Consider the following 22,475-nt stretch of genomic DNA (forward strand, 5'->3'; position numbering starts at 1 on the left):
GGTTTACAATGAAAAAATTGCAACATTTTCGGGATAGTTTTCGCGTTGGGATCATGTTCCTTATCCTTGCCGGTTTCATTTTCCCGCCTCTCGTATTGGCGGAGACGATCGATCAAAATTACCAGGATGTATCCAATGAATACCGGGCCGCTCTCGCGATTCCTCAAAAGGAGCAAAAGTCCGAAGCGCTGCGCCAGTGCATTCAGCATTTACAGCAGTTTCTGGAGGTCGATTTCGGTGAAAAATATGCGGATAGAACATATTACCTCATCGCTCGCTGCTATCATCAGCTTCACGATATCAACCACAGCCCCGCTGACCTGAAATCCGCCATTGAAAAGTACCGCTCGGTGATTTCGAGATACCCTCAGAGCGCTCTTGCCGACGACGCGCAGTATCTGACGGGAATCCTTTATGAATCAAAAGATCCAGCCCAGGCTTACATCGAGTTCAAAAAAATAGAACTCTTCTACCCCCAGAGTGATATGCGGGCCAAGGCTGCTCAAAAACTGAACGTCCTCAATCAGAAGTTGGGTTGCGCCGGGTCGGAATCCAAAAAGGAGGCAAAGGACAACAATAAAGCTTCCAGAGCGAAAGAAAACGCCGTATCCGCAAAGCCAGCAGGATCGGTACCCTCTGCGTCCCCTTCCTGTCCCAAAATCAACCGGTTGACAAAAATCAAGCATTGGTCCGGTCCCGATTACACCCGCGTAGCCCTCTATATAGACAACCCCGTCGAATTCAAGGAAACTGCCATCCCGCCGGACCCGAAAAAGCGCGAGTCCGGAAAAATCTATGTGGATCTTGAAAACTGCATCGTGAATCCAAAAATAAAAACCAAGATCCCCATCATGGACTCTTTTCTCCAGGATGTACGGGCGCAACAGAACAATTCCCGGCAAACCCGTGTCGTTCTGAACACCGAGGCCATCGACAGTTACCGTATCTTTTCCATGTCGGATCCCTTTCGCGTCATCGTCGACGTACGGGGCAAGGTTTCGGAAAATGACAGACCCGCTCCACCCCAGGTCACTCCCCCCACCAACCCATCTGTGCCCAGTTTGGCCAAGCAGCTGGCTCTGGAAGTACGACGGATCGTCCTGGATCCGGGACATGGCGGAAAAGACAAAGGGGCGACCAGTCCCAACGGCATTCATGAAAAGGACATCACCCTGGCCATTGCCAAATCCCTCAAACACGTTCTAGAGAAAAACACGGACTGTGAAGTCATTCTCACGCGCACGCGGGACGTTTACCTCTCCCTTGAAGAGCGTACCGCCATCGCCAATGCCAAAAAAGCAGACCTTTTCGTTTCCATCCACACCAATGCTCATGAAGACAGAAACCTCTATGGAACGGAAACCTATTTTCTGAACTTGTCCAAGGATGCGGAATCAGCCCGCGTCGCTGCATTTGAAAATGCCACATCCACCAAAAAAGTCAGCGACCTCGAAACCATTTTGCATGATCTCATGCTCAACACGAAACTCAACGAATCCGCACAACTAGCGCGGCAAGTCCAAAAACATGTCGTCGATAAGCTCAAGGCAAACTACGAAAGCATTCGAGACCTGGGCACAAAGCAGGCCCCCTTTTACGTGCTGCTTGGAGCGGAGATGCCCAGTATACTCATCGAAACAGCATTCATTACCAATGAACGGGAGGAAAATCGTTTGAGAGACAAGCGTTTTCAGGAAAACCTGGCCATAGCCATCAGCTCTGGCATTCAATCCTACATACAGCAGATCAAAGGTTTCGCCAAGGCGGGAGACCCATCATGAGCCGGCAACCCTCTCAGGAGATTGTTGCAGGCTCCGTTGTTGAATTCTTCGAATCCAGAGAAATCCTCTGTGGGGTCTGCCTTGCAACGAAGACCCACCGATTGACCGTCCTTACCGAGCAAAACAAGGAAATCAACCTGGCACAGAGTCGCGTGATTCACGTAAGCTCTCAAACCCTCAACCTGAAGCAGAGCCGCGATGAATTGATTCAAAAGCTCGTTACCATTGGGGCATTGCGCAAGAGCCTGATGCGCGACGTGGACATCGAAGAATTTTGGTCCCTTGTGGAAGGGGAAGAGGAAGGATTCGACCCAAGGGATTCGGCGGAATTCATCTTCAGCGACGCCATCACAGAAAACCACGTGGCCGCTGCTCAGCGCGCTTTGCTCCAGGACAAAACTTTCTTTCAATTCAAGGACGGAAAGTTTTATCCTCGTCCGCAGGAGAAGGTGGAGCAGCGCCGCCTGGAAATACAACGCGAAGAAGAAAAAGAGGCGCAGCTCGAAAAAGGCTCTCAGTGGCTGCAAAGCCTGTGGAATCGAAAAACCCGGACTCCTTCCAATACCATTGAGCAATGGACCAGCCTCATCGAGGATTTGAAAAGCTTTTGTCTCTTCAACCAGGAATCCCCCTCTTATGCATTCATAAAAGAACTCTTCAAAAGGGCGAACATCCCTCCCCTGCCCCAATCGGCTTTTCGTCTGCTCGTACGACTGGGGATCTGGCACGAAAACGAGAACCTGTATCTCCTCGAACAGAATATTTCTCCGGAATTTCCAAAAGAGGTCGAAGACCTGGCCAATGAGAGAGCTGAATCTGCCATCGTTGCGCAGTGGGACGTCAATCAGCGCCGGGACTTGAGGCATCTTCATACTTTTACCATCGACAGTGCACAAACCCGCGATTACGACGATGCCCTGAGTCTCGAAGTGCTCGAAAACGGCCTTTATCAGGTGGGAATCCACATAGCCGATGCAGCGGAATTCGTCACGCAGGGCGATCCTCTGGATCTGGACGCACAGGAAAGAGCCAGCTCCATCTACCTGCCGGATGCACGGATATCCATGCTGCCCACGGCCCTCTCCGAAGGAATTTGCAGCCTCTGTGCCGGAAAAGACCGGCTCGCCCTGAGCTTTCTGCTGAAAGTGGATTCAGAGGGAGCACTGCAGGGTTATGAAATTGTTCCGAGCATCGTGAGGGTCCGGGAGCAATTGACTTACCAGGAGGCTAATGGAAAAGTCTCGCAGGAACCCTATCGAACTCTCCATGAACTGGCGGTGAAACTCAAGGAACGGCGTCTCGCAAGGGGAGCAGTCATACTCCCGCTGCCCGAAATCCAGGTCTATGTGAGCCCCATGGGAATGATTCAAGTCTCCCGGTACGAAAAGGAGACTCCCAGTCAACTCCTGGTATCCGAGTGGATGATCGCCGCCAATGGAGCGGCCGCGACTCACCTCGCAGCCCACGGGATTCCATCCATTTATCGGAGTCAGGCAGAGTGTAAACCGGAAACGGATTTCACTCAGAGTGAACATGAAATCTTCCGAATCTACAGGCAGAGGCGCCTTTTCGCACGGGCTGAACTGAACACGACCCCCGGAGATCATTGCAGTTTGGGAATGTCCCCCTACACAACCGCCACTTCCCCTATCCGGCGCTACTCCGACCTGGTGGTTCAGAGGCAGCTCAAACACCTCATGGTCAGCGAATCTCCCCTTTATACGGAAACGGAACTGAGTCAACTCATCACCAAGCTGGGAGTGATGCAAGCCAAGATCTCCCTGATACAGCGAAAGTGGACGCGCTACTGGATTCTGAAGTACATGGAACAGGAGGACCTGCAGGCGCTGAACGCATTGGTGCTGGATATGAATGAACGATTCGCCCACTTGCTCATTCCCGATTTCCTGATTGAAACAAACGTCCCCATTCAAGAGAAGGGCCGCCTTCAGCGGGGCGAAATGCTTCGAGTGAAAATTGAACGGCTGAATCCACGCGAAGATATTCTAAGAGTGCAGCTTCCCGATTTTGCCAGGTGAGAATATGTGATTTCGGGTGGGGAAGGTTGACGCTAAAAAAAAGTATATACAAACAAAAGAGTGGCCCTTACCGGCAAGAAACGCCGGCAAGGGCCACTGTAACAAGGCAGGGAAGCAGGGGTTCCGCTTTCCCTGGAATGGGTAAATTTTAGAGGGTGTAGCCGACCTCTCCGTGGAGCTCCCGGTCAAGCCCCATTACTTCTGCTTCTTCGTCAGCCCGCAAGCCCATGATCTTATCCAGGACCCATCCCATGACATAAGTCACGACGAAGGCATAAACAGCAACCACCAGGACGCTGAGGAATTGTTTTCCCACCATGGCGGGATCCCCGGCGATCCATCCGCTTCCTCCTATGGATGCAAAAATACCCGTTCCGATGGCCCCGAAGGCTCCACCAACGCCATGAATACCGACGACGTCCAGGGAGTCATCAAAACCGACCAGCCCCTTGATGCGAATGCCATAGTAGCAGAGAACTCCCGCTATGAGGCCCAGCACGATAGCCCAGAAAGGTGTTACGAAACCACAGGCGGGCGTGATCACAACCAGGCCGGCCAAAACGCCGGAGCCCAAGCCCAGTGCACTGGGTTTCTTGTGAAAAATCCATTCCATCATCATCCAGGAAAACCCTGCGGCGGCGGAAGCGATCATGGTCGTGGTAAACGCCAGACCAGCGGTCGCATTGGCTCCCAAAGCACTTCCCGCATTGAAACCGAACCATCCGAACCAGAGCAGTCCAACCCCTAGAAGCGTCATGGTCAGATTATGGGGGACAAAATCTTCGCCGGGGAATCCCTTTCTTTTTCCCAAAAGAAACGCCATGGCCAGCGCCGATGCCCCGGAAGAGAGGTGGACGACCGTTCCACCGGCAAAGTCCAGGGCTCCCATCTTTTGAATCCAGCCGCCGCCCCAAACCCAGTGTGCAACGGGATCGTAAACGAGAGTCGCCCAGAGCAGAATAAAAACCACATATGTGCTGAATTTCATCCGTTCCGCGATGGTACCGCTGATGAGTGCCGGCGTGATGATGGCAAACATTCCCTGGAACCACATGAAAACATAGGTGGGAATCGTGCCGCTGAGGGATTCGGGCGTGATCCCCGAAAGAAAGAGCATGCTCAAATCTCCGATGAAGGTATTTCCGGCCCCGAAGGCGAGGGAATAACCCAATACCACCCATTGAATACCGATCACCGCAAGAGCGACAAAAGAATGCATGCTCGTGCTCAGCACATTTTTCTTGCGAACCATGCCCGCATAGAAAAGCGCCAGGCCGGGAGTCATGAGCATGACGAGGGCCGATGAAGTCAAAACCCAGGCGGTATCCCCAGCGCTCAATACCGGCGCCGCGGCTTCTTCAGCCAGGGCCATGCCTTCGGTTAAAAGCAATACGAGCGCGATTCCCCAAGCCAGATGATATTTGCTGGGACGCCGAGGAATGCGCAGGAATTTGGACCTGAATGCATTGAGTAAGAATTCCATGGACATTGTATCCTCCAAAATATTGGCCGTTCTAATAAGGATATGAGTGTATAAGATATCGATGAGAGTGTGACTCTTCAGTCACTTAAATGGCATCCGCACCTGTCTCGCTGGTTCGAATCCTCATAGCTTCTTCGATGCGAGACACAAAAATCTTCCCATCTCCAATCTTACCGGTGCAAGCCGCCTTTTGAATCGCCGCAACGGCTTTTTCCGCCTGTTCGTCACCCACTACCACCATGATCATGAGTTTGGGAACAAAATTGACCTGATATTCAGCACCGCGATAGAGCTCCACATGCCCCTTCTGACGTCCGAAACCTTTGACTTCGGTCACAGTCATACCCTGGATGCCCAGGTTTACGAGAGCCTCCTGCACTTCATTGAGGCGAAAGGGTTTAATGATTGCCTCGATCTTTACCATTGCCTGTCCTCCTGATTCTTCCTGTTGGATTCAATTTTGTCCGTTTTTGTTTATTCACATTTCTACTTAAAAAAATCTTTTTCCGATGTGGCCGCACAGAATGTCCCTTCTCTGTTTGAGCACAATGGGAACACTCATCTCATTCAAAATTGTGAGGTCATCATCTTTGCAGCACATGAACTCGTAGGACTTTAATACCAAAGGCCGTGCCAACTGGGAGAAAGCAAAGAGAGCATACAAGTTTAAGATATTATTTTTATTATATTATTTTCGAAGCCAACGAATCGGTGAACACGATGAAAAAGAGGATGCAGGGGGTGACAAGATTGTAATCTCAAACGATCACAGACTAAATTGATTACATTTTTGTTTAATCTAATTTGATGCACTAAAAAATTTTGAAGCGATTGTACCCTTGAAATTTTTCAAAGGAAGATACTTGATGGACATTTTTGCACCATAAAGGAAAGCGAAAGCTTTCATTTTTTCCACTGCATCCCAAAGTGTAAAACAGAAGAATACAAAAAAAGCAGACCGTTACGAATTTATGAAGCCTCAACTTGTGCACTCTTTTCTTTGAGAATCCAATTGTAGGACATAATTGTCAATAATAATATGCTCAAAAAAAGAAAACAGACATTTATGTTCCATTTTAAAGATCTCATGAACCAAATAGGTTCAATAATATTTATGTATATTAAATACTTAAAATTATAATTCTCATTGGTATGCAACTTGCTGAAGGCATGCGACGAGTAAAAAGCTTTTAGAAATTGTCAACTCTATTCGCAGGGAGAAAGCTAACATGATTCTTGTTCTGTCAAAAGGCAGGTCGGCATGTACCTCAATGCATCGGTTTTATAAAACATTCATTCCGGGTCTTCTTTTCCTTGCGATGCTGCTGCGGTGCAAAACGGCCCTTGCTGTCGATGCGCCATCGGCCAATCCTGCCGACACCGTATGGATTCTGATCTCTTCAGCCCTCGTGATGCTGATGCTTCCCGGCCTTGCTCTTTTTTATGGTGGAATGGTGCAGACCAAGAATGTGCTGAGCTCACACATGCATTCTCTGGTCGCCCTCGCCGTGGTGGGAATTCTGTGGGTCCTGGGAGGCTATTCACTTTCTTTTGGAACCGGAAATGCCTGGATTGGAGACTTCAGCAAGATCCTTCTCATAGGTATAAGCCCGGATTCAGTGACGGGAAGCATTCCGACCTACGCTTTCATCATGTTTCAGGGAATGTTTGCCATCATCACCCCCGCCCTCATCAGCGGGACCATCGCGGAGCGGATGAAATTCAGCACATATGTGGTATTTATCCTTTTGTGGTCTCTTCTCATCTACAACCCTGTAGCACATTGGGTTTGGGGAGGAGGATGGCTTGCAAAAATGGGCGTAATGGACTTTGCCGGCGGTATCGTTGTTCATCTCACCGCAGGCGTTTCTTCTCTGGCCATCGTTGCCCTCATCGGCAAAAGGCAGGGATATCCCGGCGAACAATTCGTTCCCCACAACCTCGCCATGACTGTGCTGGGAGTGGGATTGCTTTGGTTCGGCTGGTTCGGGTTCAACGCGGGGAGCGCTCTGGCCGCCAACGCCAATGCGGCCCTCGCTTTCACCACCACTATGATTGCCGGTGCAAGCGCAGCAACGTCATGGATGCTGATGGAATGGTGGCTGTTGGGGAAACCAAGTGCTCTGGGGCTTGCTTCGGGTATCGTAGCCGGCCTAGGGTCCATCACTCCTGCAGCAGGTTTTGTGACACCCGCAGCCGCCCTTTTCATCGGTCTGGTAGCCGGAGTGCTCTGCTTTTATGGTGTGAGAATGAAATTCAAAATGGGATACGACGACTCTCTGGATGTAGTGGGGGTTCACGGTGTCGGCGGCGTCTGGGGGCCCATCGCGACCGGTATTTTTGCTACGGTAGGGGGGCAGGGTTTCTTGAGCGGAAACCCCGGACAATTGCAGGTGCAGGTGCTCGCGGTGGTCGCCGTAGGGATCTATTGTTATGTTCTCACCTATTCACTGGCGTGGATTCTGGATAAGATCATGGGACTGAGGGTGGATGAGGACCAGGAAGTCATCGGACTGGATCGTGAATTGCACGGAGAGGTGGGCTACAATCTGTAAGGGATTGTGAAACCATCCTATAGAGTCACCCACGGCAGCAAGCTCTTTGTTTCAAAGGCAAATCTTTTTAACCTAGCGGCAATGCGGTAGCGCCGCCATGAGAAAGGCGGCGCTACTCACAAACAGGATCAGACGGCAGAAGTCCGCTCCCTCGAATTCATCAGGTTCATGAGATAAGCTTCCACAAATTCATCCAGATCACCATCCATCACCGCTTCCACATTGCCCTTCTCGAACCCCGTACGATGATCCTTGACCAGCCGATAGGGCTGCATCACGTAAGAACGGATCTGGCTCCCCCAGGAAATCTCATCCAAATTGTCGTGAGCCTCCTGAAGTTTTTCCTGCTGTGCGTGCTGTTCCCGTTCGTATAATCTGGATCGCAGGATTTTCATTGCGATATCACGGTTTCGATGCTGTGATTTTTCGTTTTGACATTGGACTACAATTCCCGTCGGCAAATGCGTGATGCGGACAGCCGAACTGGTTTTGTTGACATGCTGTCCGCCGGCACCGCTTGCCCGGTAGGTATCCACCCTCAAGTCCGACGGTTTGATGTCGATCTCGATCTTTTCATCCACTTCGGGATAGACGAGAACAGCGGCAAAGGATGTATGACGGCGGCCGCTCGCATCGAAGGGGGATATTCGCACCAACCGATGGATCCCAGATTCGGATTTGAGCATTCCGAAAGCGTATGGGCCCGCCACAGTGAATGTGGCGCTCTTGATCCCGGCCTCTTCCCCCTCCAGAAGATCGACCATTTGAATGGAAAAATTCTTCTTCTCACACCAGCGCAGGTACATACGAAGAAGCATTTCCGCCCAATCCTGCGCTTCAGTCCCTCCTGCCCCCGCATTGATGCTGACAATGGCGTTCTTGTCGTCGTTTTCATCACTGAGCATCTGCTGGAGTTCAAGATCCCTCATATTTTTCTTGAGGGCCTGAATCTTCTCGAAAACTTCTTTGAAAGTCTCCTCGTCGTTTTCTTCCAGAGCCATCTGCAGAAGCAGTTCACTCTCTTCCAATCCCTCCGAAAATTGCTGCCAGATCTGCAGTATTGCGTTGATTTCCGAACGTTCCTTCAGGATGGGCTTCCCCTCCTCCGGTTTGTCCCAGAAACCAGGTTTGGCGAGAATTCTTTCCAGTTCAGAAAAGCGCTTTTGTTTGGCTTCTATGTCAAAGATAACCCCCGAGGGTGTGAAAACGTTCGGAAAGGTCCTTGAGGGTCGCCTTGATTTCACCACTATCGATATTCATTTGAATCTCCTCCTTTATTTCAATTCCTTGGAACGTGCCGGTTCCAACTCGAGTACAGTAACCCGCCGATGCTGATCAATATACAAAGCCAGCTAAAAAGATCGCCCCATTGGGCGTAAAGAGTTTCCTGTCTCACAGGTCGCACACTGCAAACCAACTCGCCCTGCTCATTGAGGGGGATCTTGCCGCATGGCGTTCCCGTCGCATCAAATACAGTGCTGATTCCCGTGTTGGCTGCGCGAATCATGGGAACCCGAAACTCAATGGTTCGCCAACGTTCTATCTCCAGGTGCTGATACGGTGCAGCCGTATTTCCATACCACGCATCGTTGGTGATATTAACCAGACACAGCGCCCCCTCCTGCACGGTACGCCGCGCCAGGTCGGGGAAAATGCCTTCATAGCAGATCAAAACCCCCAACATCTTGCCATTCACCACAAGAGGCTCAGAGTCATGGCCGGGCACAAAATCTCCTGCAGCTTCAACGAGCCGATTCACAAAAAACAAGACCTTCTGGAGCGGAACATATTCCCCAAATGGAACAAGGTGCTGTTTTGCATAGGCCCCCATGAGGCCGGCCTTGCCGTCAACAAGATAGGCCCGGTTCTGCAAACGGGGCTTTCCATCCACCAGACTCACCGCAGGACTTCCAAAGAGGAGCGGCACACTCGTGTCACGCACTATCTCATTGACCTGCTCCGTCAGAGCGTCTTCCACTCCGTAAAAGAAGGGAGCCGCTGTTTCAGGCCACACCAGAAGATCGGGCCGAGGATCATTTTGAGCTGCGACCAGTGACAGCTCGCGGTAACGTTTCAGGGTTTCCTGCTGAAATGCAGGGTCCCACTTGCGAGCCTGATCAATGTTGCCTTGAATGACTCCTACCGTCCAGGGAGCGGCTCGATTCTGAAGGCTATGGATTGCATCCAGCCGCCACGACCCATAAACAATCGCCCCCAGCATGCATAGCGCAAACACGGGTATGCTCCATCGGGTTCGATTTCGATTCAGGCAGGACATGAGAGTGGTATTCCCCAACACCACCAGCCAACTGACACCATAGACGCCGGTAATATCGGCGAATTGAATGAGCAACGTAAACGGCGTCTGCGTATATCCCAGATTGGCCCATGGAAATCCCGTGAGCGCATATCCGCGAATCCACTCCAGTCCGACCCAAACTCCGGGCAGCCCAAATATCCACAACAGAGGGTGATCCTGCCACTTGCGTGCGATATACGCAAAACAGGCAAGATATAATGCAAGATAACCGCTTAGAAGCACCAGGAGGAAAACAGCCACGGACAGAGGAAGGCTGCCATAACGCTGAAGAACGTACTGAATCCAATATAATGCGGTTACGTAGTGGGTCAACCCGCAAACAAAACCCAGGCGGAAGGCTTCTTTTCCGGTGCTGTTCCGCAAAGCGACGAAAAGCGGCACCAGAGCAACCCATGAAAGGTAAAACAGTTCCGGGGTAGGGAACCCCAACGTCAGCAGCACGCCACTCAAGACACTGAGAAGAAAAGTCACAGACCGCATGATTTCTATTTCTTTTTTGCCCGAACTATATGGGCAGTGAGGTTTGTATGAAAACACCCACACGGGAAAAGGAAGGCTTGCTGATGGTTTCAGCCGTCATTCCCCGTTTCGCTGAATTGCGATAAAGGGAATTTGGCCTTCAGTCGGAATTTCCTGTTTGACTTTCCGGTTCCAATGATTCCGGACGGAGCTTACGTACACGTATTTTTTCAATCTTCCTGTTGTCTGCTGCCTCAACGATCATCTCAATGTCCTTATATACCAACCGTTCGTTGACAGCAGGAACTTTGCCCAAAAGACTGATCACAAATCCTCCCACGGACTCGAACTTGCCTTCGGGAAATTCCACATTGAGATAATCCTCCAGTTCTTCAACATCCAACCTGGCGCTCACGAGAAGCGATCCATCATCTGCTTCCACGATGAGATTCTCTTCGGCGTCATACTCGTCCATAACATCGCCGATGATCTCTTCAATGACATCCTCCAGAGTCAAAATGCCAGCCGTTCCTCCATATTCATCCAACACGATGGCCATGTGAGACTTGTTGTCCCGCAAGTCTTTCAAAACATCGCTGATCTTTTTGGTCTCGGGGATAAAATAGGGAGGACGCATGATGGCGGTGGCATCCAGATCGTTGCGCCCCCAATAATTCAGGAGATCCTTTGCGTGGAGAGTCCCGATGATATTGTCGATGTTTCCCTCATAGAGGGGAATGCGTGAATGACCACTCTGAATGATGATCTGAATGATATCCGATATGCTGGCATCCGCACGGGCATAAACTGCATCCGTCCTGGGAACCATGATTTCACGGGCAATCGTATCCCTGAAGGAGAAAATACCCTGAATCATTTCGCCCTCATCCTGAGAAATGAGGCCCTGCTGCTCTCCCTCATCGATGAGTTGCTGGATCTCTTTTTCGATATTCTCGGATTCTCCAACCCGAGCAAGCCGACGGAAGCACATCCTTAGCCAATTCTGAAATCCTTTGGCCGACTCCTCTTCTTCCAACGTCAAATCTCTTCCCTCAACGAGTTTTGTTTACTTGCCCCATCCATATCTGGGTCCAAAATCTCTCCTTAAATCACAATGTTATTATATATGAACGGACGCACTCTAACAAGAGCCGGATGGATTGTCCATAAAAAATACACTGAAGATTCCAAGCGCAAAACCAGCAACAGTGCTGAAGAATTGTTTTTCGAATAAAAAAGAGGTCCGAGGCGTTAAACGCCAGGGACCCCATCGTTTATTCGGAATCGCTCAGAGAACCGTATCTTTTATCTGGAACGCTGCATCAACATCCGGTCCATGCGGACAACCTGCGCGGACTCATGGATAGCATTGGGGAATTCCTGGCCCCGATCCAGCACTTTCATTTCATACTTTTGAATCTCGAAGTACTTTTTGACATTTTCCACTGCCAGTTCCGTATCGAACGGCTTACAAGAGAACATATCCAGACTGAGATATTGCTTTTCCGGGAAAGTGTGAATACTGATATGGCTTTCAGCTATGAGAACAAAGCCAGAGACACCCCAATCCTCCGGAACTACACCACTGTAACGAAAAACGTAAGGAGGCATGATCTTGGTCATTTCCATCTGAGAGGGATAATCATCAAGAAAGTTATAAATCAGGCCCATATCTTCAAGAGTGGTGCGTTCACAACCATATCCATCCACCATCAAGTGGACCCCAAAACCAAATTCGGGCTTGCCCCTACCCATGGCAGTCACCTCCCATTTTCTCTCGAGAACCGTCACGTTCTCACTAAATCCACACAACGTTTCCCTACCGCCCAACATCTGGGGATGCCACCTGAGAGCTATCGAAAGCATTGCAGGGCATGCAAGCTTCCAGCTTTCTAAAAACCGATGGACTCACTTCCTACGCTTCGGGGCGGACCTGTTACCATCTTCATACAAAGCGGCTCATTGAATTCCTAAACCAAGAAAAGCATATCCCCGCTTCAACCAAAAGGCCCCAACTTCCAGACGTACTGTGATGCTGTGATATTGGGTCCCGGCTGACCAGGGATCAGTCGTTCTGTTGATATTTTAAAGAATTCTCTACCGTTTACCCATACTCGCACTGCTTTTCAACAAAGTCAGCACTATATAAAGGAGAGCATAACAGGTGTCAAGGAAAATCATAGGAAAAAAGGGGGAAGAGAGGCCGAAAAAAAATCTTGGCCGGTAGTGGGATAAGGTCTCAAAGAGACTCGATCATTCAGGCTTTTCTCCATCAAAGAACGCTGTGTCGCCACCCAAATCATGTTTGGCATGATAGAGCGACCGGTCCGCACGTCGAATCATGTCCGCAATGTCTCCGTCGACAGCACCCGTTTTCTCTATGAACTGGGCAATTCCCACAGAAAGAAAGGTGGGAGTCAACCCCAGAAGATTATAGTTCTGGCGAATACGGTCTGCTACCGACATAGCCGAATCCGGAAGAAGGTGCGGGAGGAGCAAAGTGAACTCATCACCACCGTAGCGGAAAGCCACGTCCAGATCCTTGCGGATGCAGGACTTCAATAATTCTGCAAATTGAACGAGCAATTGATCCCCGGCCTGATGGCCTTTCATATCGTTATACATCTTGAAGTGGTCTATATCGAAAAAAAACAAAAACAAGGGATGACGGTATCGAATGGCCCTGAGAGCCTCTTTTCGAACGATGCGCTGAAAGAAACGGCGGTTGTAGAGACCTGTCAGGGGGTCTCGAATAGCCAAATGTTCGAGTTCCTTGCGCAGGGATCTTTCTCGAATGATGCGGGTGAGTTTGGCTTCCAGTTCATTGAGAGTGAACGGCTTGATGATAAAATCGGAGGCTCCGGCGGAAACCACATCCGTATAACTGTATCTCATAGCATGGCCGGTGATGGCGATGATGTCAATTTCCTTGCGGTCGCCGGCGAGGCGTTTGATAAGTTCAATGCCATCCATTCGAGGCATATTGATGTCTGTGATGACAATGTCAAACGCATTTTGCGCTATTTTTTCAAGGGCTTCCCGGCCATCGCCTGCAGTAACAACTTGATGCCCCATATGTGTCAGGGCCTCTCCAAGAACATCACACATCTGTTCCTCATCGTCCACCAACAGGACTTTTTGGGAACTTGAATCAGGACGTGACTCCTTGGAAAGCATAAAACTGTATTCCTTCTTCTTTTCAAAGCAGCTACTTTGCCTGAGATAACGACAAGGTCAAAAGCAAAACGATGTCAATATTTAATTTAATTCAACTCACTGATTTTTACAAATAATTTTCATTGCTTTTTGACCATCGAATTGCCTATGATTTTTGGTGACTGGGGGAAGGAGGAAGTACATGAAACATATTGCCATCATCTATAAACGCACTCGACCCGAGGCTGCAGAACTTACCGCGAATCTAAGCCATTGGTTTGAGGAGCGCAAAATTCGAGTATTCTCACACGAAAACATCGATAGATCTTGCGCCTCCCGCGATCATGAGAGCCTTATTATCCCCGAAAGTGTCGAAGCGGTCGTAGTACTTGGCGGCGACGGCACTTTTTTGAGTGTCGCCCGTTTATTGGAAAAGCGTTCCACCCCCATAATGGGCGTCAACCTGGGCGGATTGGGGTTCCTCACAGAATACAGCACGGAAAGCTACTTTCGGGAATTTCAGCAAATCCTGGATGGAAACTATGAAATTGAAGAACGCATGCGCCTGGAAATTTCCGTTCTGCGCGGCAATCAGGTCATTTTCCGTCTTGGAGCACTCAACGATGCGGTCATCAACAAAGGGGCTCTGGCCCGTATCATCGATCTCGAAACAACAATAGATGGCCGCTATCTGACACGGTACCGGGGAGATGGCCTCATTGTGGCTACTCCCACCGGGTCCACGGCTTACAACCTCTCAGCAGGGGGCCCCATCGTCTATCCTACCGCCCAATGCATTATGCTGACCCCCATCTGCCCGTTCACGGTTTCCAATCGTCCTATCATTTTCCCTCCCAAAGTCACCGTTCAAATCAAACCAAGAGAGCCCATTCAGGATGTAACTCTCACGTGTGACGGGCAAATCGGCTACCAACTGGATTCTTCCGATAGAATCGTCATCTCGGCTTCAACGAATCCCCTGCGATTGATCAAGACCCAGTCCATCGACTATTTCGAGATTCTCCGTACCAAATTGAAATGGGGCCAAAATTAAGAATTCAGAATCCAGGCCCCACTTTTCCTCAAAAACCTATTTTCCCGGTCCTGCTCCCTGGCTACAAGGCCCTCAGCCACTCCGGTTTGAGTCGCACATTGCCTTGAAGTGCCTCATCGATAGTGGTCAGGGCCTTTTCCTTTTCATTGGGCATTCTTACCTTGAGCGGCAAATAATTGGAGGCATGATTGGAGAAAAAGAGGCCCCGCGTCATGCGGGTGAAGTACAGCATCTCCCGGAGCTCCCTCAAAAGTTCCGGCTGACTCAACAATTCGAATTCCCCGGCTTCGGCTTTTTGGCCCAGTTCCGTATTGGGGAGAAGCATGAGCGTGAGTACCCCCACGTAATTGGGGTCCATGACACTGAGGAGTTCTCCCGTAGCTCGGGCATGTTCCAATGACCGTTCACGCCCGGCTATGCCCAAAAGGACTGTAACGGAGAGCTTGAGTCCCGCTTCCCGCACGCGCCGGCCGGCCTCGATGAGACGTTCGGGGGAGACCCCTTTTTTGATCTCTTGCAACACCTGGCCGTCCCCACTTTCCACTCCCAGGTAAACAATCCCCAAGCCCAAATCCCGCAAAGCCTCCAACTCCTCGGGGCTCTTGCGCAGAATGCTTTTGGCATTGCCATAGAGTCCGACACGCCGAATCCAGGGCATCTCTTCCCGTATGCGAGACAAGATCCGGATCAGCCTCGGTTGAGGCAGGATCAAAGCATCTCCGTCGGCCAGAAACACTCGCTTCAGGAACGAAAGATGCCTGGCGGCGTAGCGAATGTCCGCATCGATGACCGCGTCATCCTTGATGCGAAAACGCTCACCCTTGTATGTTCCGCAAAATGTGCACTTATTGTGAGAACAACCCACAGTGACCTGCAGGATGACACTCTCCGCTTCGCTCGGAGGGCGAATGACCATTCCTTCGTAATGCATCCCATCCATGATTTTCTCAATTTACCCCTTTTGGCTCTTCCCTGGTCTGTTTCAATCATCTCAACATCATAGCCAGTTTCATGAGAATAGAGTATGATTTAGGCCAATTGTCAGATCTTTTTAAAGAACAAAACGAAATGAAAGGTAGTGTAACAGATGACAAGAATTCTTCCAGAGCTTCCCCCCGGCGCCAAATGTACTCGATGCCGCAACCGTGCAACTATCCGTCTGCCCAATCATCACACACTCTTCTGTCCCGAATGTTTCTGTCGCTTTTTTGAAACCGCCGTTCGTCGCGCCATGAAAAAGCACGGAATCCTCCCGGACGTCCCCCTCCTCGTGGCAGTCTCGGGGGGGAAAGACTCCTTGGCCCTATGGGAAGTACTCAATGAACTGGGTTACACAACCAAAGGGCTTCACATCGATCTTGGAATCGACGGCTTTTCGCAACCTTCGGAAGAAGCGGTAGACCGTTTTGCCAGCGAACGAAACCTCACCTGGACCCGGTACTCGCTCAAGGAGATCTTTGGATATGATCTCCTTGAAATCAAAAAGCGGTCCAGAAGAAAAATCTGCTCCCTTTGCGGTCTGCTCAAACGACAACTCCTCAACAGACTGACCATAAAAGAGGGATTCCAAGTCCTTGCAACCGGCCACAATCTCGACGACGAGGCGGGGCGCCTTCTGGGAAACCTGGTGCGTCACCGCAATGAATATCTCGACAAGCAATCCCCTCTCCTCCCTTCGACACATCCCAGGCTTCCCGCTAAATTCAAACCCCTCTACCGGGTAGATGCCCATGAGATCCGGACCTACTGCAAACTGAAAAAAATTTTTCCTCTGGAGGCAAAATGCCCCCTTTCCCGGGGAGCCACCAGCCACATTTTCAAGGAAGCTCTCAATTTCCTTGAAACAAAAATGCCGGGCACCAAACGGCAGTTTCTCTATTCCTACCTCGACCGCAAGAAAACACCCCTCGACAGCCTACCCTTCGGAACCTGCAAGCTGTGCGGAGAACCCACATACGATGATCTTTGCAGTGTTTGCAACCTGGCAAGACATCTGGAAGAAAATTCAAAAAAAGAATTAGATTCGGGGCCGGCTTGAGAAACAAGGGGGAAGCGAGTGAAAAGCTTCCCGTCTCTCAAAAAGAACTTGGCTGCCGCTGCAAGTATACCCATCCCGTTCATTTTCCTCCCACAGCCTGAGGCGGAACCAGGGCAATTTCAAGGGCGTCCATGATGATCTGCAGCTCGTGGAAAACCATCCCTTCTCGCAGGTGTTGGGGAATTTCCATCAGGTCTTTGGCATTGGCCTGAGGAATCATCACTTCCCGGATGCCTGCTCGACGGGCAGCCAGCATTTTTTCCTTGATTCCCCCAACCGGCAACACATCCCCACGCAGAGTGATCTCCCCCGTCATGGCCACGTTTCGACGCACTTCCCGCTGGCTCATAAGAGACGCAAGCGCTACCACCATGGCGACTCCGGCCGACGGACCGTCTTTGGGAATCCCCCCCGCCGGGACATGCACGTGGATGTCCGACTTTTCAAACTTTTCTTCATCTATCCCCAAATCGGAAGCATGGGCCCGAATATAGGTCAAAGCCGCCGCCACCGATTCCTTCATCACCGCTCCCAACTGACCCGTGAGAGTCAAATTCCCGCGCCCGTGGGTACGGAGGGCCTCGACAAAAATGAGTTCGCCTCCACTTGGAGTCCAGGCAAGTCCCGTGCTGATCCCTGGTCCCCAGGAGCGTGTGGCCGTTTCTGGAAGGAACCGGACAGGCCCGAGAATTTCCTTGCAGTTTTCCGGACGAATGGTGACGGGTCCATCCTTGCCTTCGGCAATATCCTTGGCAACAAAGCGGCAAAGAGCCGCAAGATTTCTATCCAGATTCCGTACGCCGGCTTCCCTCGTATAAGAATGAATGATCTCGAGGATGGTCTCATCAGGAATAATCACCTGGTCCGTCTTGAGACCGTGGTTTTCAATCTGCCGAACGACCAGGAACTTCCTGGCGATCTGCAGCTTTTCTTCCTCCGTGTATCCGGGCAATTCGATCACCTCCATTCGATCCCGCAAAGCGGAAGGAATGGGATCCAACATATTGGCGGTCGCCACAAAAATGATTCTGGACAGATCAAAAGGAACCCCCAGGTAATGATCCGAAAAAGTGGAGTTTTGTTCGGGGTCCAGTACTTCCAGCAAAGCGGACGAAGGATCGCCGCGAAAATCCATGCCCAATTTGTCGATTTCATCCAGCATGAAGACAGGATTGTTGCTCCCAATCCGACGCAACCCTTGAATGATCCGCCCTGGGAGTGCTCCAACATAGGTTCGCCGGTGTCCTCGCAGTTCGGCCTCATCCCGCAGGCCTCCCAAAGATATGCGCAGAAATTTCCGGCCCAAGCTCCTGGCAATGGACTGCCCCAGCGAAGTCTTGCCCACCCCGGGGGGGCCCACGAAACAGAGGATCGGCCCTTTCAAGTCTTTCTTGAGCTGAAGGACAGCCAGGTATTCCAATATGCGCCGTTTGACTTTTTCCAGATCAAAGTGGTCTTCATCCAGGATCTTCGCAGCTTCTCGAACATCCAGAGTATCTTGAGTGGAAACTTTCCAGGGCAATTCCAGGAGCCAATCCAGGTAGTTCCTGGAAACAGTATATTCCGCTGCCGCAGGTGAAATGCGTCCGAGTCGTTCGATTTCCTTTTCCGCAGCAGTCAGGACCTCCGGAGGCATTTGAACTTGATCGAGTCTATCCAGGAGTTCCTGGATTTCCGGGTTCTTCTCCTCACTTTCCCCCAGTTCTCTCTTGATGACCTGAAGTTGCTCACGCAGAAAGTATTCACGCTGGCGTCTATCCATGCCCGCTTTGACTTTCTCCTGTATTTTTTGAACCAGTTCCAACTGATCGAGTTGGCGGGTCAAATAAAAGGTGGTGCGCTCCAAAGCGGTGTAGATATCGGGCAATTCCAGAATGGTCTGTCTCTCGGCCACTGTGAGAGAAAGATTTGCAGCAACGACATAGACCAGTTGAATAGGACGATCCAGGTTCAGAGACAGCGTGGCCAGTTCGGTCGGCAGGTTGGCCATTTCCACGAGCTTTTCGAACTGCGTGCGAAGATTCAAAACCATCGCTTCGATTTCTGGGCTGGTGCTCGTATCCTCAGGCAGAACTTCGATGCGGGCATCAAAATAATTGCCCTTCGCCCGGATATCGCTCAACCTCACCTTCTGTTTGGCTCGAACAATGATCTGATAAGACCCATCTGTTTGCTTCACGAGTTTCATGACATTCCCGATGGTGCCCACATCATAAAAATCCGATGGACCCGGGTTTTCCACCTGCCTGTCACGCTGCGCCACAACCACCATGGAGAGCTCACCCGGCACCACATCGTCAATCAATTTGATAGACCCCGCCCTTTCCACATGAAGCGGCATCACCAATTCGGGGTAGAGCACCATATTTCTCAGGGGAAGAATGGGAAGACGTTCAGGCACCACCTCTTCGCTTTTATCTTTCACTTCCAGCAGTTCTTCTGACATTGCCACCTCGCTTTCCTCATCCTGGAAGATCGATCAATCGTGCTGCAAAGGAACCCGAACGGAAATCGACTTTTGGAACTTGGGCAATACAATCTCCAGGAATCCATTCCGATAGGAAGATTGTGCGCCGTCGGAATCCAGGCGCACGGGAAAATGGAACGTCCTTTGAAACTTGCCGAAATCAATTTCGATCTGGTGGATGCGGGTGCGGGCATTGACTTGAGGACGCTTGCGTTCTCCCCTCAAATGGAGAAGGTTGCCTTCAACCACCAGCTGGACGCATGACGGTTCAATACCCGCCAAATCAATAAAAACATGATAAGCCTCCTGGGTTTCATGGATGTCTGCAGACGGCATCCAATTGCTTTTGCTGGAAAAACAGCTAGATAATCGATATCGTGACAACTGGCTGAGCCACTTGCGCAACCGTTGAGGCATTTCATCCATTTCGTCATTCAAATCATAAAGAGACATGGCTTCCCTCTCACAAGTTTAAGAACGGGGACTTCTTGCTACGATATTGCAAACGGTTATGAATTGGACTCTACTGTCACTTCGACCGAAGGGAGAAATCTTGAGATCCCTCACATTCGTTCGGGACGACAAAAGCCCAAATTCAGACCGTGCGCGGTATACAACGAGACTTCCAGTGCAGAGGGGACAAAGGCGGAGCGTTGCCCACCGGAAGGAACCCCCATGGCTCGCATTAACTCCCATGACCGGGACGATCACAACGGAAAATAAAAAAAGGCAAAGAGACACAAGGCAATAAGGAAAGCGGGAAACGCTCTTGAAAAGCGATGTTATCATGAGCCATGAACCATGAGCCTTTTTTCTTATAAAAAGGGAGGCACCACTTGTTTATACTCTGCACGGATAAAATTAAGACTTTTGATCGTCATGCAGGGGTAGCACCCCTGCACAACATAATTATCAACCATTATGAGCATAAAAGGAAATGGGGAAGGATGCTTGGATTTAATCTTTCATTGAATTGAAGAGCAAGGCATTTTACCTGGAAAAAAGAGATATTCCCTCTCTGTTCTCCATCATGGAGATTCAGGCATCCCTCCTCGAAACATGAAATAAGCCGCTCCAATTAAACAAAGTCCAGCCCATAAGTAATCCAGCTTCAGAGGTTGTTTCATGTAAAAAAACGCAAACATGGGGAAAATGCACATCGTGATCATTTCCTGCATCACTTTCAACTGCCCGATATTGTAGTAACGGGATCCCATGCGATTGGCGGGAACCTGCAGAGTGTATTCAAAAAAAGCGATCCCCCAGCTCATCAGAATGACAAAATAGAGAGGTTTACCGCTCATATTTTTCAAATGTCCATACCAGGCAAAAGTCATGAACAGATTCGACAGGATCAATAAGAAAATAGGCTTTAACATCCGTCATTACCTTATCAAAAAATATACGTTTTTTACAGAAAAGAAATAGACCCAGGGGAAAACAGCTTCATGGATTTCAGGCGATCGTTTTGACATAAACGATCTTGCTGTCGCCCGGAGCATAAAAATCCTTAAAAATCGCCTCGTCCCTGTACCCGCACTTCCGGTAGAAGGCCCGGGTCGGCTCGTATTGGCCCCGTGACGATGTTTCAATATAAATGCGGCTTCCTCCCAATGCGCGAATCTCTTTCTCCGTCCTCTCGAGAAGTTCTCTTCCCAAACCCAGGAATCTGAAATCGTCGTGCACCGCGATCCAGTACAGATCGTAGCTCGACTCCGTACAAGGAACGGGTCCGTAACACGTATAGCCCACAACCTCTCTCTCATGTTCGGCAAACAGAAAAAAGTAACCGCTGGCCTTTCCGCTTTTCAGGCGTTCCGCCACCAATTCCATCGCGACCGCTGTTTCTTCAGGCGAAAAGAAACCCGATGAACGGACGACGCTGTGAACGCCTTCAAGATCGGATTCCATAACCTCTTCCCGATAAACCACCGCAGGGATATTGTTCATAAAGGAATCCACACCACCACTGTATTCAGAGCCTATCCAAAAAACTCATCATTAGTCTGCCCCCCTTTTATTCCCCCTCAAGGGAGAGCTGAGGGGAGTGTTTCCAGACACTGCGAACTTTTGGGCAGGTTCTTACAGCCTTTCGAACCGATTGTTAATGCAGGAATATTCCTGAATCCTGCAAAATTTTCCCGACAACCTGTGAATAATCCATACCGGCCCGCACCGATGCGGCCGCAAATCCCGCATCGGGAGAGAGGCAGGGGTTTGCGTTGACTTCAAGAACCCAGGGATTTCCGGCCGGGTCCACCCGGAAATCCACTCGAGCATAGCCACGCAGACCAAAGAGAGACCAACACGCTTTCGCCATCTCCTCGAGCCGGCAAATCAGAGGTGCATCCTCTCTGGAGAAGTCAAAACATCGAGAAGTGTTCAAATATTCGAACGATTCCTCTTCCCATTTGGCCCGGTAGCCCACGACCTTGACCCTGTCCGAAGGAAAACCGTCGAATCGTATTTCTGCGATCGGAAGGACCTTGGGATCCTTCTCACCTCCCAACAAGGAAAGGTTGAATTCCCTCCCCTCGATGTATGCCTCAGTGAAACAATCGCCGCCCAGCCGCTCCTGTCGTCGTTTCATCTCTTCAAGCAAGAATCCCGGATCTTCTGCAAAAACCACCGAATCTTCGTCCAATCCAACGGATGCATGTTCCCAGACGGACTTGATGATATATCGCCCCCCTTCCAGGTGCTCCAGGTTCTCCAGGCCAGCCGGTACGAACCATTTGGGCGTTGGAATGTGCGCTCCATGAAGAAGGTTCTTGGCCAAAAGCTTGTTCGAACTCAAATAAAGAGCGTCTGTTCTTGCACCCGTATAAATGATCCCCAGGTGATCCAGAACCGACGGGGCAATATGAATCAATCGCCCCGTCCCTCCTATCGTTTCTACAAGGTTGAAGACAAAAGCCGGCTGAATCCTTTTCAATCGATCCGCCACACTTTGAAGGTTCAATGCACAAGGAACCGCTAGAGGCTCAAATCCCAAATCCTGCAGAGCATGGGTGACCGCTTCCACCTGGATCAGAACGTCTTCTTCGTCCTTACCTGCTCCCATGGAAACTTCACTATGTAAAACAACAACCTTCATACTTTCTCACTCTGTACGGAAAACCG

At 50.3% G+C, this 22,475-nt stretch carries 18 protein-coding genes; 5 read left to right on the forward strand and 13 right to left on the reverse strand.

Annotated elements, in window-relative coordinates:
* Positions 1 to 8 precede the first annotated feature (8 nt).
* Both QMG16_RS06115 and QMG16_RS06120 read left to right on the forward strand, forming a co-directional pair.
* The gene (locus QMG16_RS06115; RefSeq protein ID WP_281793004.1) at positions 9 to 1,781 is read left to right on the forward strand and encodes an N-acetylmuramoyl-L-alanine amidase; all 1,773 of its coding nucleotides are present in this window, start codon (positions 9 to 11) and stop codon (positions 1,779 to 1,781) included.
* The gene (locus tag QMG16_RS06120) at positions 1,778 to 3,820 is read left to right on the forward strand and encodes a ribonuclease catalytic domain-containing protein (protein WP_281793006.1); all 2,043 of its coding nucleotides are present in this window, start codon (positions 1,778 to 1,780) and stop codon (positions 3,818 to 3,820) included. The genes QMG16_RS06115 and QMG16_RS06120 overlap by 4 nt, the downstream gene beginning before the upstream one ends.
* Positions 3,821 to 3,968: 148 nt before the next feature.
* Here QMG16_RS06120 and QMG16_RS06125 read toward each other — a convergent pair whose 3' ends face one another.
* Both QMG16_RS06125 and QMG16_RS06130 read right to left on the reverse strand, forming a co-directional pair.
* Positions 3,969 to 5,234 (reverse strand): ammonium transporter, encoded by a 1,266-nt coding sequence (locus QMG16_RS06125; RefSeq protein ID WP_373878713.1) that lies wholly within the window; start codon positions 5,232 to 5,234, stop codon positions 3,969 to 3,971.
* Positions 5,235 to 5,388: 154 nt separating this feature from the next.
* Positions 5,389 to 5,727: a P-II family nitrogen regulator gene (locus tag QMG16_RS06130; protein WP_281793010.1), complete on the reverse strand. Its 339-nt coding sequence runs from the start codon at positions 5,725 to 5,727 to the stop codon at positions 5,389 to 5,391.
* An 805-nt stretch (positions 5,728 to 6,532) separates the two neighbouring features.
* On the opposite strand from QMG16_RS06130, the gene QMG16_RS06135 reads away from it, so the two are divergent.
* Complete coding sequence (locus QMG16_RS06135; RefSeq protein ID WP_281793011.1) at positions 6,533 to 7,858, forward strand: ammonium transporter; 1,326 nt, start codon at positions 6,533 to 6,535, stop codon at positions 7,856 to 7,858.
* A gap of 128 nt (positions 7,859 to 7,986) precedes the next feature.
* Here QMG16_RS06135 and prfB read toward each other — a convergent pair.
* From prfB to QMG16_RS06160, 5 genes are all read right to left on the reverse strand, one after another.
* Positions 7,987 to 9,118 (reverse strand): peptide chain release factor 2 gene (prfB, locus tag QMG16_RS06140; protein ID WP_373878659.1). Its coding sequence is split into 2 segments (ribosomal slippage): positions 7,987 to 9,039 and positions 9,041 to 9,118, totalling 1,131 coding nucleotides; the frame shifts between segments, so codons are not numbered across the junction.
* A 19-nt stretch (positions 9,119 to 9,137) separates the two neighbouring features.
* On the reverse strand, positions 9,138 to 10,658 hold the full coding sequence (gene lnt / locus QMG16_RS06145; protein WP_281793015.1) for an apolipoprotein N-acyltransferase: 1,521 nt from the start codon (positions 10,656 to 10,658) through the stop codon (positions 9,138 to 9,140).
* Positions 10,659 to 10,797: 139 nt separating this feature from the next.
* Positions 10,798 to 11,679 carry a hemolysin family protein gene (locus tag QMG16_RS06150; protein ID WP_281793017.1) on the reverse strand — a complete coding sequence of 294 codons (882 nt, stop codon included), beginning with the start codon at positions 11,677 to 11,679 and terminating at the stop codon, positions 10,798 to 10,800.
* 263 nt (positions 11,680 to 11,942) lie between these two features.
* Positions 11,943 to 12,392 (reverse strand): adenosylmethionine decarboxylase, encoded by a 450-nt coding sequence (gene speD / locus QMG16_RS06155; protein ID WP_281793019.1) that lies wholly within the window; start codon positions 12,390 to 12,392, stop codon positions 11,943 to 11,945.
* A 498-nt stretch (positions 12,393 to 12,890) separates the two neighbouring features.
* On the reverse strand, positions 12,891 to 13,814 hold the full coding sequence (locus QMG16_RS06160; protein WP_281793021.1) for a GGDEF domain-containing response regulator: 924 nt from the start codon (positions 13,812 to 13,814) through the stop codon (positions 12,891 to 12,893).
* 181 nt (positions 13,815 to 13,995) lie between these two features.
* On the opposite strand from QMG16_RS06160, the gene QMG16_RS06165 reads away from it, so the two are divergent.
* Positions 13,996 to 14,847 carry an NAD(+)/NADH kinase gene (locus QMG16_RS06165; protein WP_281793022.1) on the forward strand — a complete coding sequence of 284 codons (852 nt, stop codon included), beginning with the start codon at positions 13,996 to 13,998 and terminating at the stop codon, positions 14,845 to 14,847.
* Between the two features lie 61 nt (positions 14,848 to 14,908).
* On the opposite strand, the gene QMG16_RS06170 is transcribed toward QMG16_RS06165, so the two are convergent.
* Positions 14,909 to 15,787 (reverse strand): radical SAM protein, encoded by an 879-nt coding sequence (locus tag QMG16_RS06170; RefSeq protein WP_281793024.1) that lies wholly within the window; start codon positions 15,785 to 15,787, stop codon positions 14,909 to 14,911.
* 147 nt (positions 15,788 to 15,934) lie between these two features.
* Between QMG16_RS06170 and QMG16_RS06175 the strand changes: the two genes are divergently transcribed.
* Entirely contained in the window at positions 15,935 to 16,885 is a 951-nt protein-coding gene (locus QMG16_RS06175; protein WP_281793026.1) for a PP-loop family protein, read from the forward strand.
* A 79-nt stretch (positions 16,886 to 16,964) separates the two neighbouring features.
* On the opposite strand, the gene lon is transcribed toward QMG16_RS06175, so the two are convergent.
* The 5 genes from lon to QMG16_RS06200 form a co-directional block, all read right to left on the reverse strand.
* Entirely contained in the window at positions 16,965 to 19,331 is a 2,367-nt protein-coding gene (lon, locus tag QMG16_RS06180) for an endopeptidase La (protein ID WP_281793028.1), read from the reverse strand.
* Between the two features lie 33 nt (positions 19,332 to 19,364).
* Positions 19,365 to 19,805 (reverse strand): Hsp20/alpha crystallin family protein, encoded by a 441-nt coding sequence (locus tag QMG16_RS06185; RefSeq protein ID WP_281793030.1) that lies wholly within the window; start codon positions 19,803 to 19,805, stop codon positions 19,365 to 19,367.
* A 575-nt stretch (positions 19,806 to 20,380) separates the two neighbouring features.
* Positions 20,381 to 20,731 carry a DMT family protein gene (locus tag QMG16_RS06190; protein ID WP_281793032.1) on the reverse strand — a complete coding sequence of 117 codons (351 nt, stop codon included), beginning with the start codon at positions 20,729 to 20,731 and terminating at the stop codon, positions 20,381 to 20,383.
* Between the two features lie 76 nt (positions 20,732 to 20,807).
* Positions 20,808 to 21,302: a GNAT family N-acetyltransferase gene (locus tag QMG16_RS06195; RefSeq protein ID WP_281793034.1), complete on the reverse strand. Its 495-nt coding sequence runs from the start codon at positions 21,300 to 21,302 to the stop codon at positions 20,808 to 20,810.
* 154 nt (positions 21,303 to 21,456) lie between these two features.
* Positions 21,457 to 22,416 (reverse strand): D-alanine--D-alanine ligase family protein, encoded by a 960-nt coding sequence (locus tag QMG16_RS06200; protein ID WP_281793036.1) that lies wholly within the window; start codon positions 22,414 to 22,416, stop codon positions 21,457 to 21,459.
* Positions 22,417 to 22,475 lie beyond the last annotated feature (59 nt).

The sequence above is a fragment of the Desulforhabdus amnigena genome, assembly GCF_027925305.1.
In the GTDB taxonomy this organism is placed as follows: domain Bacteria; phylum Desulfobacterota; class Syntrophobacteria; order Syntrophobacterales; family Syntrophobacteraceae; genus Desulforhabdus; species Desulforhabdus amnigena.

Bases quoted from the DNA above. Each gene is read 5' to 3' on its own strand.
- QMG16_RS06115 (WP_281793004.1), top strand. From the start codon at position 9: ATGAAAAAATTGCAACATTTTCGGGATAGTTTTCGCGTTGGGATCATG.
- QMG16_RS06120 (WP_281793006.1), top strand. From the start codon at position 1,778: ATGAGCCGGCAACCCTCTCAGGAGATTGTTGCAGGCTCCGTTGTTGAA.
- QMG16_RS06130 (WP_281793010.1), bottom strand. From the start codon at position 5,727: ATGGTAAAGATCGAGGCAATCATTAAACCCTTTCGCCTCAATGAAGTG.
- QMG16_RS06135 (WP_281793011.1), top strand. From the start codon at position 6,533: ATGATTCTTGTTCTGTCAAAAGGCAGGTCGGCATGTACCTCAATGCAT.
- lnt (WP_281793015.1), bottom strand. From the start codon at position 10,658: ATGCGGTCTGTGACTTTTCTTCTCAGTGTCTTGAGTGGCGTGCTGCTG.
- speD (WP_281793019.1), bottom strand. From the start codon at position 12,392: ATGGGTAGGGGCAAGCCCGAATTTGGTTTTGGGGTCCACTTGATGGTG.
- QMG16_RS06160 (WP_281793021.1), bottom strand. From the start codon at position 13,814: ATGCTTTCCAAGGAGTCACGTCCTGATTCAAGTTCCCAAAAAGTCCTG.
- QMG16_RS06165 (WP_281793022.1), top strand. From the start codon at position 13,996: ATGAAACATATTGCCATCATCTATAAACGCACTCGACCCGAGGCTGCA.
- QMG16_RS06170 (WP_281793024.1), bottom strand. From the start codon at position 15,787: ATGGATGGGATGCATTACGAAGGAATGGTCATTCGCCCTCCGAGCGAA.
- QMG16_RS06175 (WP_281793026.1), top strand. From the start codon at position 15,935: ATGACAAGAATTCTTCCAGAGCTTCCCCCCGGCGCCAAATGTACTCGA.
- lon (WP_281793028.1), bottom strand. From the start codon at position 19,331: ATGTCAGAAGAACTGCTGGAAGTGAAAGATAAAAGCGAAGAGGTGGTG.
- QMG16_RS06185 (WP_281793030.1), bottom strand. From the start codon at position 19,805: ATGTCTCTTTATGATTTGAATGACGAAATGGATGAAATGCCTCAACGG.
- QMG16_RS06190 (WP_281793032.1), bottom strand. From the start codon at position 20,731: ATGTTAAAGCCTATTTTCTTATTGATCCTGTCGAATCTGTTCATGACT.
- QMG16_RS06195 (WP_281793034.1), bottom strand. From the start codon at position 21,302: ATGAACAATATCCCTGCGGTGGTTTATCGGGAAGAGGTTATGGAATCC.
- QMG16_RS06200 (WP_281793036.1), bottom strand. From the start codon at position 22,416: ATGGGAGCAGGTAAGGACGAAGAAGACGTTCTGATCCAGGTGGAAGCG.